Origin of the sequence: Mesorhizobium sp. M5C.F.Ca.IN.020.32.2.1, from assembly GCF_004023105.1 — a bacterium.
GTDB classification, from domain to species: Bacteria; Pseudomonadota; Alphaproteobacteria; order Rhizobiales; family Rhizobiaceae; genus Mesorhizobium; species Mesorhizobium wenxiniae.
This window is the reverse complement of record NZ_RZSX01000111.1, coordinates 1-10,687: the sequence shown is the minus strand read 5'-3', so window position 1 is coordinate 10,687 and position 10,687 is coordinate 1. Positions and strand designations below refer to the sequence as shown.

Annotated in this window: 13 protein-coding genes and 1 pseudogene; 3 read left to right on the top strand and 11 right to left on the bottom strand. The window is 62.3% G+C overall.

Features of this window, described 5'->3' with window-relative positions; all coding sequences use genetic code 11:
• The 7 genes from EOA86_RS08270 to EOA86_RS08240 form a co-directional block, all read right to left on the bottom strand.
• A partial coding sequence (locus tag EOA86_RS08270) for a glycosyltransferase (RefSeq protein WP_128341193.1) occupies nt 1-1,072 on the bottom strand: 1,072 nt, incomplete at its 3' end.
• Nucleotides 1,069-2,163: a glycosyltransferase gene (locus tag EOA86_RS08265; RefSeq protein WP_065006869.1), complete on the bottom strand. Its 1,095-nt coding sequence runs from the start codon at nt 2,161-2,163 to the stop codon at nt 1,069-1,071. The genes EOA86_RS08265 and EOA86_RS08270, both read right to left, overlap by 4 nt.
• Nucleotides 2,160-3,290 (bottom strand): glycosyltransferase, encoded by a 1,131-nt coding sequence (locus EOA86_RS08260; protein ID WP_127211813.1) that lies wholly within the window; start codon nt 3,288-3,290, stop codon nt 2,160-2,162. Before EOA86_RS08260 ends, EOA86_RS08265 begins: the two co-directional genes overlap by 4 nt.
• 2 nt (nt 3,291-3,292) lie before the next feature.
• Entirely contained in the window at nt 3,293-4,354 is a 1,062-nt protein-coding gene (locus tag EOA86_RS08255) for a glycosyltransferase family 4 protein (RefSeq protein WP_164891622.1), read from the bottom strand.
• A 23-nt stretch (nt 4,355-4,377) separates the two neighbouring features.
• The gene (locus EOA86_RS08250) at nt 4,378-5,670 is read right to left on the bottom strand and encodes a TIGR04295 family B12-binding domain-containing radical SAM protein (protein WP_128341191.1); all 1,293 of its coding nucleotides are present in this window, start codon (nt 5,668-5,670) and stop codon (nt 4,378-4,380) included.
• Complete coding sequence (locus EOA86_RS08245) at nt 5,667-6,734, bottom strand: NAD-dependent epimerase/dehydratase family protein (RefSeq protein WP_128341190.1); 1,068 nt, start codon at nt 6,732-6,734, stop codon at nt 5,667-5,669. The genes EOA86_RS08250 and EOA86_RS08245 overlap by 4 nt, the downstream gene beginning before the upstream one ends.
• Nucleotides 6,731-7,837, bottom strand: a complete 1,107-nt coding sequence (locus tag EOA86_RS08240) for an SDR family NAD(P)-dependent oxidoreductase (RefSeq protein WP_128341189.1) — start codon at nt 7,835-7,837, stop codon at nt 6,731-6,733. The genes EOA86_RS08245 and EOA86_RS08240 overlap by 4 nt, the downstream gene beginning before the upstream one ends.
• Nucleotides 7,838-8,129: 292 nt before the next feature.
• Between EOA86_RS08240 and EOA86_RS08235 the strand changes: the two genes are divergently transcribed.
• On the top strand, nt 8,130-8,402 hold the full coding sequence (locus EOA86_RS08235; protein ID WP_127210380.1) for a hypothetical protein: 273 nt from the start codon (nt 8,130-8,132) through the stop codon (nt 8,400-8,402).
• Nucleotides 8,403-8,560: 158 nt separating this feature from the next.
• On the opposite strand, the gene EOA86_RS39315 is transcribed toward EOA86_RS08235, so the two are convergent.
• Nucleotides 8,561-8,740: a hypothetical protein gene (locus EOA86_RS39315; RefSeq protein WP_206629973.1), complete on the bottom strand. Its 180-nt coding sequence runs from the start codon at nt 8,738-8,740 to the stop codon at nt 8,561-8,563.
• A 71-nt stretch (nt 8,741-8,811) separates the two neighbouring features.
• Here EOA86_RS39315 and EOA86_RS39310 point away from each other — a divergent pair, with 71 nt between their 5' ends.
• The gene (locus tag EOA86_RS39310) at nt 8,812-9,030 is read left to right on the top strand and encodes a hypothetical protein (protein WP_206629972.1); all 219 of its coding nucleotides are present in this window, start codon (nt 8,812-8,814) and stop codon (nt 9,028-9,030) included.
• On the opposite strand, the pseudogene EOA86_RS40060 reads toward EOA86_RS39310, so the two are convergent.
• Both EOA86_RS40060 and EOA86_RS08220 read right to left on the bottom strand, forming a co-directional pair.
• Nucleotides 9,024-9,122 (bottom strand): annotated as a pseudogene (locus EOA86_RS40060) (GFA family protein); the annotation flags it as partial. The gene EOA86_RS39310 and the pseudogene EOA86_RS40060 overlap by 7 nt on opposite strands.
• 6 nt (nt 9,123-9,128) lie before the next feature.
• Nucleotides 9,129-9,368 carry a hypothetical protein gene (locus tag EOA86_RS08220; protein WP_065006863.1) on the bottom strand — a complete coding sequence of 80 codons (240 nt, stop codon included), beginning with the start codon at nt 9,366-9,368 and terminating at the stop codon, nt 9,129-9,131.
• 213 nt (nt 9,369-9,581) lie between these two features.
• Between EOA86_RS08220 and EOA86_RS08215 the strand changes: the two genes are divergently transcribed.
• Nucleotides 9,582-9,770: a hypothetical protein gene (locus EOA86_RS08215; protein WP_245497169.1), complete on the top strand. Its 189-nt coding sequence runs from the start codon at nt 9,582-9,584 to the stop codon at nt 9,768-9,770.
• A gap of 674 nt (nt 9,771-10,444) precedes the next feature.
• Here EOA86_RS08215 and EOA86_RS39305 read toward each other — a convergent pair.
• A partial coding sequence (locus tag EOA86_RS39305) for a hypothetical protein (protein ID WP_128341188.1) occupies nt 10,445-10,687 on the bottom strand: 243 nt, incomplete at its 5' end.

The following is a 10,687-nucleotide window of genomic DNA, read 5'->3' as shown; positions in this document are numbered from 1 at the left end:
GTGCCGATCTTGGCCGCGCCAGCAGCGAAACGAATTCGCGAGCTCTCGCGGCGCCAGTATGTGATGCCAGGATCGTCGCGCGCGCTCGCTTGGCCATAGCCAGCCTGACGCGGTCGGATTGCCTGGACAGGATATCGATCACCTCCTCCGCTTGGCCGGCCGTATTGATCGTGGCTGTCGGAAAGAAGCTATCCAGACCGGTCCAGCGATCGCTGATGATCGCCGTGCCACAGGCAGCCGCCTCGAAGAGGCGTACGCTGGGAGACCACCCAGCCGCTATCATGGAGCTGCGTGTGACGTTCAACGTGTAGCGCTGGCGGCTGTAGAAAGCGGCGTGGTCTGCCGGCGGCAAGTGCTCGATGCGATCGACGTTGCTTGGCCAGACGGTCTCGGACGGGAATTGCGAGCCGGCCACGACGAAGCGACGGTCCGGCATGCGTCTTGCCGGTTCAAGCAGGAGAGCATCCAGTGTCGCCTGCCGGTCCGAGCTGTAGGTGCCGAGGTAGCCAAGGTCCCAGCAGATCGGATCGGACGTTCGGCGATGCCGCTCCGGGTCGACGGAGCAGTAGAGCGGCTCGGCGCGCCGTGCGCCAAAATCCGCCGCCAAACGGGCGAGCGTTGGCCCGCCGGTGAATGAGAAATAGACGTCGAAATACGGAATCTGCCGTCGGCATATGTAGTCGCAATCATTCGCGGCGAGCTTTGCCAGCGTGACCGGCGTGTCGATGTCGTAGAAGCAGAACTGGCCCGTGCACAAGGACGCGACGATGTCGATGACGGCTCGCCCCTCCGGAACGAAGGACCCAACCACCACGACATCTGCCTGCTGCAGGCAGCGAGCATACGTCCGACGAAGATCGTTCGTCGTTTCGTAGTAGCGCAACGTGCAGAAATCCGGGTCGCGCAAATCGCGATGGCTTGCATACCATGGCACGTCGCGTTCGAGGAAGGTGATGCGATGGCCGAGCTCGTGCAGGCCCTTCAGCAACCCTCGAAAGGTCGTGGCGTGGCCGTTTCCCCATGAAGAGGACAAAGACAGGCCAAGAAAGACGATATCGAGCCGCTTGGTCATTCCGCTGCCTCCACGGTGGGGCGTTCGAAATGACGCCTGAAAACGGCGTCGGCCACGGCTGCCCTTAGCGCATAGGTATGCTCGGCGAGAACACGCCGAAGCGCAGATGCACCGATCGCCTTTGCCTGCTGGGGTGTGAGGGTGCGCATGATTTCGGCGACATCGTTGCCGTCGCGCGCCACCAGGATCTCTTCCCCAGGGACCAGGAACAATTCGACGCCGAGCCAGGCGTCGGTGATGAGGCATGCGCCGGCACCCGCAGCCTCGAAGACGCGCGTGGCAGGTGAAAAGCCGTTGGCGGCCATGCTGTCGCGGCTGATGTTCAGCACCGCCTTGGATGTGACATTGAACGCATTGTGGTCGCGCGTCCCGACGTGGCCGAGCCATGCGACATTTGCCGGAAGCTGCTTGTCACCCCAACCGGATCCGCCGAGCAGGAAATGCTGATCGCCCGAACGGCTGGCCGGATCGAGGAAGAAGGCTTCGACGCGTGCTTCACGATCCGGCAGGCGGTTGCCGAGAAAGGCGAGGTCGCAAGCGAAACGCTTATCCTTCGCGACCGGATGATGCGTTTCGGGATCGAGCGCATTGTAGATCGGCACGCACTCAGCCGCCCCCAGCGCACGATAGGCCCAGACGACCGGGTCGCCGCCGCCGTAGGTGAGGACAAGGTCGATCTCCCGCAATGCGCGGTGAAGGGGGTGGTCCGGCTCGTCGCGCAATTGGCCCAGAGTGGCCGGTGCGTCGACATCCCAGAACACTGTCAGCGCATCCGCACGGGCGTGGTCGAGTACGGCGCGCAGCAGCGCCTCGTCCTCGAAGCCTACTCCGCTCGCCTTGACGACGACGTCGGCTTCGCGTGCGCTTGCTGCCACCTGCATCAGCGCATGCGGGGTCGCCTCGTAGACGACGACGTTGCACCAGTCTGGTGGCTCGATATCGCGGTTCTTCTGCCTGTCGTAGACGTCCGGTTCATAGAAAGTGATCTCGTAGCCGAGCTGAGAAAGAGCCTTGAGCAATCCGCGGTAATAGGTCGCCGCGCCGTTCCAATAGGACGACAGCAGGCTCGACCCATAAAATGCAATCTTCATGCGACTGTCTCCTCTAGGGCGATGGGACCGATGGCTTGGCGGTTGCCGCATTCGGCGAGCACGCCGAACAACTCGTCCGCCCGGTGCCGGCAAGTGTGTCGCCTCCCAATGGTTTCGAGGCCGGATTTCACCAGTGAGGCGGCCAGGTCAGCATCGTCCAGCACGTCGCGAAGATGACGGCACATCTCGGATCCGTCGCCCGCGAAAAGGAAGTCGATGCCTGGCCTGAAGAGTTGCTCGACATCGGTCCAAGGCGCCGAAACGAGCGGGATGCCACAGGCGAGAGCCTCGAACATGCGGATCGTCGGAATTCCGGGCAGGCTCTCCCGATAGGGGCGCCGCGGGATGTGGACGGTTACGCGGTGGGCCGCGAATGCCTTGGGCACGTCGGCATTGGCAATCCAGCCTTCGTAACCCAGGCCGGCGGCGGCAAGATCGGCGAGCGCTTCGCGTGGATAGCGCACGCCATGAACAGTGCCACCCAGGCCAAGTTCTTCCACTGGATTAATCAGGAATTCCTTGATTTCGGCACTGCGCTCGTCGTCGCCCCAGTTGCCGATCCAGATCACGTCGGATGTAGGGTCGATCTCCGGGTGCGGCTTGAACAGGCGCTCATCCGCCGCCTCGTGCCAGGTGAAAGCACGTTTGCCCCAGCCGGCGCGAAGATAGCTTTCCCGCAACGCTTCGCCGAAGGCGAGCACGCCGTCATAATGCTCCAGCCGCAGAGCCGAGATCGCTTGCGTCGCCGAGACGGCGCGATGATGGGTGTCATGGAACAGAAGCGTGAAACCGCCTCCGTTCGCTTTTGCCCTGCCGATGCGCGCGACAAGGTCCGGGTCAGTCCATTCGTGGACGATCACCACATCGGCGCCGGCAATCCAGCCTTCATGGACGAAGGAGGCGTCGTAGGTCACCGGCATCAGCTCCGGAAAATCCTTTCTGAAGCGCTCGACCGCGAAGGGCCCTTTCTCTGCCAGGAGGTTCGAACGGCTCCAGCCGTCTGAGGGCTCCAGCGCGATCGCCTGATGTCCGCGTGCAACGAGTTCCCGCATGATGCCGCGCAGGAAATGTGCGTTGCCGTGGTTCCAGTCGGAAACGACCGAATGGGTATAGAACAGGAACCGCATCGTCAGCGTTCCGCAACGGCCAGGGCGGCCCGATCGTAGATCTCGTGCATGGCCGCCGCTTGCCTTGCCGGTGAAAACTTGCGCGCTCGGCGTGCGGCGGCTTCGCCGAGCCGGCGCCTATATCGGGCGTCGTCAGAGAGACGATCGACACATCTGGCGAGATCGCGTGGATCATGGACGTCGTAGAACATAGCCGCGCCGTTCCACAATTCGCGATAGGTCGGGATATCGGCAAGCACCAAAGGTGTTGCGGATGTGGCTGCCTCCAGCACGGCAAGGCCGAAGGGTTCGTAGACGGATGGCGACACGAAGATGCCGGCCTGCGCCATCAACCGACGTACTTCATCGTGGCAGACAGAACCCAGAGGAGCGACGTTGCTGAAACTGGTGCGTTGCCCATCGGCGCCCTCGAGCGGCCCGGCAGCGAAGACCGGCCATGTCGTCAGCGATGCTGCCTGGTCCAGCGTAGCTGCGTTCTTTCCTTCGTCCCACCAGCGCGCGGCGGCGAGAACCATTGGTTCGCGCGTCTCTGCCTTTGGACCTGGCCGTGTGCCGTTGCTGACAACGCTCAGGCGGGCGATCGGCCCGTAGCAGGCCTCGAGCATGTCGGCATGGCTGCGGCTGGGCGCGATTACGGCATTTGCCCAATCGAAACCGCGTCTGTTACGGTCCTTCTGCCAGGCCCATTCGCCGTCCACAGCCTGTCCCCTGACGGCGTGGAGCCACGTCACAACGCATGAATGCGAGACCGCCACGACCGGGCAAGGCACATCAAGTCCCACGGCCTGCGTCGGCGCATTGAGATGGACGAGGTCGATCGCGCAATCGCAAACAAGCGCGCGCAATTCCTGCGGCAATCTTTCCAGATCGCTCTCATTCCGCGTCATCCAGTCCGGCGGTGTCTTGAGCCACGCCAAGGCCGCGAAAGCCTGCACCTCCTTCGCCTGCTCCTCGGACGGTTCCGGGCCTAACCCGGCGAGCACGATGCTGTCGCCGCCGTGAGCCAACTCCCGCGCCAGATCAAGCGCGTAGCGCCAGACGCCGCCCACGGCATCGACGGTCATCAGGATTCGCCGCGGGCGGCGGATCAGTGACTGCAACATGTCGCCTCCAACTCGGCCAACGCGCGCGGACGCTTCTCCTGGATGTCGCTGAACGTCCGGAACGAGGCCAGGTAATGCTCGTGGGCGCGCTCCCAGGCGAGATCGTCGGGCTCGCCCCAAAGCTCGCGATAGCTGGGCGAACTGGGGTAGGGATAGAGCGGCACCGGTTCATTGGCCCACACACCGCGGTCGATGAGGTGCTTGCGCCAATGATCGACCAGAGCGGGATCGTCCTCGATCACGCCGATCAGATTGGCCTGGACGAACGGAACGTGACGTCGTGCATTGACCAGCAGCGCGGCCAGTTCCTCGGTGCCCAGCCGGCAACGCTTTGCCAGCATGGCCCGGCCTTCCACGGTCAGACTTTCGAGGCCGGCCTCGATGGAAACGCAGCCGGCGGCGCCCAGTAATTCGAGGAGCTCCGGCTTCCAAAGGTCGATGCGGGTCTGCACGCCGAACTTGACGTCGCGGTCGACCAGTGCCTCCAGCAGCGCCTTCTGCGGCAGGAAGATTTCGTCGATAAAATAGACATAGCCGACGCCTTGGCCGATCAGCCGATCAATTTCCATCACGATCGCATCGTGGTTCCTGCGGCGATAGGCGTCGCGGAAATCGATCTTGGCACAGAAGCTGCAATTGTAGGGGCAGCCGCGAGACGCTTCGACCTCCGCTCCGAAACCCACTTGATTGTCGTCGAACCTGTGATGATGGTGCGAATGGGCAGCAATCCAATCGGACGGCCAGTTGAGGGGCGGATGACCGACAAACGAGCTGGCGTGGACGCCGCCATTGCCGACAGTTTTTCCCTCGTGGAGATGAGCGGTGTGGGGCAGTGCGTTCCAATTGTCACGGCGGGCGAGTTCGGCGACGACCTCCTCGCATTCGCCGCGCACGACGACATCGACGCCAAGCTTGCGCAGCGTTGGCGCCGGCGTCGCCGAACCGTGCGGTCCGACAGCCACGGTGCGCCCGCCGCGCCCGGCAAGGCTGTTGAGGAACTCGGCAGGCACGCGCAGCTCGGGCGGCGCGCAGCGCCAGAACAAATAGGTCGGCGCCGTGCTGACAACGGTCATGGCCGGAGCGAAAGCGGCGACGCGATCGGCAAGTGCTGCGTTGTCCAGCTTCTGGATTTGCCCGTCCAGCATCAGCACCTGATGGCCGTCGGCCTCCAGCAAGGCTTTCGAGTAGCCCAGTTCCAGCGGCAGATGTGGCTGGCGGCAGCCGAAATAGATGCTGTCCTCGTAGGTCCAGGACGGATTGACCAGGGCGACTTTCATGCAACGTACCTCGCTGGTTCAGGCTCGAGGCGATGACGCTGGAGCCAATCGGCCAGATCACGGACGCCGTCGCGCCAGGACACATGCGCTTTCCAGCCGAGCGTCACTTCTATCTTGCGGGTGTCGGCGACAAAGAATGGCTGGTCGCCGGTGCGTTCCCGGTCGTAGCGGATCGAGAGGTTCCGCCCGGTCAGCTCGCCGATCTGCTTGAGCAGCATGCGCAGGCTGACGGCGTTGCCCGGACCGCCACCGAGGTTGAATGCTTGCCCCTTGATATCCTCGATCCGGGCAAGTACCCCGCGATAGGCCGCAACAGCATCGGAGACATGGAGGATATCGCGCACCTGCTTGCCGTTGCCGTAGATCGTGATCGGCCGGCCGGAAAGCGCGCTAAGCAGAAAATGGGCGACCCAGCCCTGGTCCTCCGTACCGAACTGGCGCGGGCCGTAGATGCAGCTCATGCGCAGGACCGCGGTCGGCAGATCGTACGACTTGGCATAGTCGAGCACGTATTGATCCGCCGCGCCTTTGGAGCAGCCATAGGGCGTGCAGAAATCCAGACCGCAGGTCTCGTCTATGCCGTTGGCGCGGATGCCGGCGTCGCAGGGTACGCACCGATCGTCCTCTTCGCGGACTGTGACATCCGGCAGGCCGCCATAGACCTTGTTCGTGCTGGCGAAGATCACGGGAATGCGTCTGCCGCTCCGGCGAGCCGCTTCCAGGACGTTGAAGGTTCCGCGAAGATTGATGTCGAAATCTTCACTTGGCTGGACGAGGCTTGTGGTGACGGCGGTCTGTGCGGCGAGATGGAATATCGCTTTGGAATGCACCAAAAGCGGCGCCAGCACGTCTCCGTCCCGGACATCCACAGTCTCCACGGCAAGTTTATTGCCGTGCTTCTGCGCCAGCCAAGCCAGGTTCTGATCGACGCCCGGGCGGCTGAGATTGTCGATGACCAGCACCGGCACCCCATCCGACAGCAGGCTGTCGGCGAGGTTCGAGCCGATGAAGCCACTGCCGCCGACGATGGCAACCGGCGCTTCACGAAACCCGTCCGGCCTCATGATACCAGTCCCCGCTCTTCGAGTTCCCGTTTCATGTCGGCGCCGCGGTCGATGGCGACCGAGTTGCGAACCCATGCGACGAACTCGTCGAGTGAATCCTCCAGCCGGTGCTGCGGCTCGAAACCGAGCAGTTCGCGCGCCTTCGAAATATCGGCGAAGCAATTGCGGATATCGCCGGCGCGCGCCTTGCCAAGGATTTCAGGCCGATGTTCCGGCACACCCATAGCGTCGGCGAGCAACCGGGCGACCTCGCTGATCGCATAGGCCCGTCCGCTGCCGATGTTGATGACGTGGCCGCGCGCCTGGCGTTGTTCCAGCGCCAGGCGGAAGGCGCGGGCGACGTCGCGCACATGGACGAAGTCGCGCTTCTGCTCGCCATCTTCGAAAATCATGGGCCGCTGGTCGTTGGCGAGGCGTGAAGCGAAATTCGCCAAAACGCCGGTGTACGGGTTTGACAGCGCCTGTCCGGCGCCGAAGACGTTGAACAGGCGCAGCGCCACCGCGTCGACGCCATAGGCATCCCCGAAGATCAGCACGGCGCGCTCCTGGGCATATTTCGTCAGCGCATAGATAGAGGCGAGGTCGACCGGCTTTTCCTCGTCTGTCGGCAGGGGCGACAGACTTTCATCCGCCGCCGACAGCGGATTCCATTGGCCGCTCTTGATGTCGTTAGCCTGCCGCCGTGCATTGTCGACGCGCCGGCCGCCTGGCGTGGCATAGAGACCCTCGCCGTAGACGCTCATCGACGAAGCGACGACGATCCGCTCGACTGGACGCTTGATCAATGCTTCAAGCAAAGTGGCGGTGCCGAGGTCGTTCGCGCCGACATAGCGGGCGATCTCATACATGGACTGGCCGACGCCGACCTCGGCCGCCAGATGGATAATGGCGTCGACCCCCTGGAGCGCCTCGGCGATGGCGTCGCGGTTGCGAACGTCGCCTTTGATCAGTTCGGCCCCTGCCAGCAGGCTGGTCGCCTCGCTACCGTGCACCTGTTCCAGCAGCGCATCGAGAATGCAGACAGCATAACCATGTTCAACGAGTTCCTGGACGACGTGGCGGCCGATGAAACCGCACCCTCCTGTAACCAGTATGCGTTTCACGACAACTCCTTGCGCAGATGGCCTTGGCGCCCCGAACTGTTTGGCAAAAGGTTTGTTCCCTCTGCTTCAACAAAGATGGTTTTTGGGGAGGCTCGCAAACCGACGTGGCGGCGCGCGACCAGTGCTGGCTATGGGCTGGAACATTGCAGCTTCTTTGGCGTTAGGGCGCACATCCGGCGCGTGGTCGGGAAAGCGGGTATGCGTCTAGCGGTCCGGTTCCGCCGCACAGCAAGCAGACCGGATCGTGAGGATCACGCGCCTGCCAAAATCTGGGATCGAAAGGAGACTTCCGATGTCTGAGTCGAAGACGACTACCGATCATGACGAGATCCGCCAGTGGGCCGAAGATCGAGGCGGGCGGCCTGCCGCTATACGGACCAAGGGCGAAGGCGGCATCCTGCGGATCGATTTTGGCGAACCCGAGGAGGAGTTCGAAGCCATCGAATGGGATGAGTTCTTTCGGATCTTCGACGAAAACAACCTGGCCTTCCTCTACCAGGACGAAACCGGCGGCGGGAAAACCAGCCGATTCAACAAGTTCGTCGACCGCAACCGGAAAGGCTGAGGAGGCTGCTATGTCAGCGGTGTCGGGTAGCTCTTAAGGTGCGCCTCGCATTCTGACAGAGAACTTCCCTCTAGCTCGCTGTTTTTGCGCGTTTTTCGGACTATTGGAAAACCAGCCGGTTTTTCCAAACATTCCAGATTTGGAAAAGAATCGCAGCCTCAGTGCAACAGGCTCGCCCCGCTCGATCTAGCGACATTTCGCATGATGCCGTTCAGCCAGTCTTCGGTCGACACGCCGGCCCGCCGCCTGTCGATCTCGCCGATGGCGCGCTCCAGCGTTCGCTCGACCCGGCGGGCGGAAGCCTCCACGTCCCCCAGAAGCAGAGGGCTTCCCGCCAAGGCCGATCTTCCAGAGGAAACAAGGCATCGAAGACGGCGTAGCTGTCAGACGATTTTCGAAGGTTGCTGGCGTGCCGCAGACGTTCGGGAATGACGATGTCCTCGTCACCGCTGAAAAAGACGAAGGGCACGCCGCGGCGCATCAGCTCGTCTGCGATCGGAAACACCCGCCGCCCATTGAGATTGACGTCGAGGATCGCGGCCTCAGCCGCCTCGGTATGCATGGACGCATGTTCGACTTTCGCCGCAGGGCCGAGGACGACCGCGCCCATATTGCCGAAATATCCTGACAATGGCAGATTCCGACCCGTAGCGGTGCGCCACTCACCTTGAAGCGAACAGCGCCGCACAAGCAGCCGCCGTCCCGTACGATCCCGGCCATCGCCTTTCAGTCCAGCGGCTTTTCCGTCGGCCGTGGCGTGGTGCCTGACTGGCGCGGCCGGCCGGCATTGCGGTTCGCCACCGGATTGTCCAGCGGAGCAGTCGATGGCTTCGAGGTCCCAGCGGTCTTTGGCGTCGGCGGTGTCGCTCCCGCATCAGTATCGTTGGCGTCCCGCCTTGGATGTCGCAAGCCGTCGGCATTCGCCTGCCGAATTGCCGGCTTCGATGTGGTATTCTTGTTGGCCATGGTGTCTCCTTCCTGCTGCGACGGAAAGAACGGATGGCGTTCACCGCTTGCAGCGCCTACGTTTCAACCACCGGCACGGCGCGAAGTTCCCATCACCTGCAGCTTCAGGGGTCTCCTGCGCATCCATGGTAGATGGGAACCATTTTCGCTACTGGCTGTTCGGCTCGCAGGAAGGAGCCGCACATGGAGAGACGTAACGCTATACTTTCGCTGGTGATAGCCGCGATCATTATCGTCGGCTTTCTCATTGGCTTTTTGTATGCCGATATGGGCTGGCGCACCTCGCCATTTGAAAGGGCCGCTGAACAAAACCAAGGTGGAAACGCCCCGGCCGACACCTCGCCTGCCGCGGGGATCAAGAAGGACCCCAAAGAGAATACCGAGATGCCGGATCAGCAATAGCCGTGGTCCTTCGGGCAGGAATACAAACCGGGGAGAACCGATCGCTGGATCGGTTTTGCTGGTGATGTCGGACTTACGTAGGCTGCTGGTTTCTCGCTGCCAACGCAGCGGCCTCTTCGTCCGTCACTGGAATCTTCCCTGCGGGTATAGGCCATTTCTGACATTTGCGTATGGAACCACGCCGCGCTCAGGCTCCAGGGATGATAACCGGCCGATCCAATTACTTCTCACCGGTCCATCTTGATTGGCTCTCGCTGCGAGCCACTCCGCCCGCTCCCGCGTCAAGCCGATAAGGCAAGCGCCAGCGAAGTCCGCAGGCACATCCACGGTGGTGTCGAACACGGCCCATGTGTTGGTCGGTTCCTGAACGGCCAAAAACCTCATAACAGCACCTGCTAATATACAGTACGAACTTACTGACGGAGCATTGTTCCGGCATCAACCAAACGAAGGAGAGCTTTTCGTTTTGAGACGCCGCGGCGCGTTTAGCCTTGAGCGGGCAAATTGATCGATACCTTCTGCATCGCGGCTGCGACGTCGCTGAAAATAGGGTGGCAGATCTCGACGAGCGAACGCATCGGCTGATGTAGTTCACCGGCTTTCTAAAAGCGCAATTCCGAAACCTGCCGGGAGCCCGCCAAGCGGCGGCGCTTTTGTGCGTCAGCTATCCGCCGTCAGTGCTTCATCTTGCGGATAGTCGACCTCAGCGTATCCGCCAAGGAACTGTCAGCTGGCTTGGGAGCGCTGCTCGGAACCAGGAATCCGCCCTTTAGCAACTCCAGAGCGTCGAGTGCCTCGTCATCCCGCAAATTTGTCAGAGCCACCCCGTCTGCGAAGACAACCCCACCGTCGTCTATGTCGTAGACCTCCCAAAGCCCATCGTTGATTCTTCGAATGGCGTGCCGATGTTCCATAAG

Bases quoted from the DNA above. Each gene is read 5' to 3' on its own strand.
- EOA86_RS08250 (WP_128341191.1), bottom strand. From the start codon at position 5,670: ATGAAAGTCGCCCTGGTCAATCCGTCCTGGACCTACGAGGACAGCATC.
- EOA86_RS08265 (WP_065006869.1), bottom strand. From the start codon at position 2,163: ATGAAGATTGCATTTTATGGGTCGAGCCTGCTGTCGTCCTATTGGAAC.
- EOA86_RS08235 (WP_127210380.1), top strand. From the start codon at position 8,130: ATGTCTGAGTCGAAGACGACTACCGATCATGACGAGATCCGCCAGTGG.
- EOA86_RS08255 (WP_164891622.1), bottom strand. From the start codon at position 4,354: ATGACCGTCGATGCCGTGGGCGGCGTCTGGCGCTACGCGCTTGATCTG.
- EOA86_RS08245 (WP_128341190.1), bottom strand. From the start codon at position 6,734: ATGAGGCCGGACGGGTTTCGTGAAGCGCCGGTTGCCATCGTCGGCGGC.
- EOA86_RS08260 (WP_127211813.1), bottom strand. From the start codon at position 3,290: ATGCGGTTCCTGTTCTATACCCATTCGGTCGTTTCCGACTGGAACCAC.
- EOA86_RS08220 (WP_065006863.1), bottom strand. From the start codon at position 9,368: ATGGCCAACAAGAATACCACATCGAAGCCGGCAATTCGGCAGGCGAAT.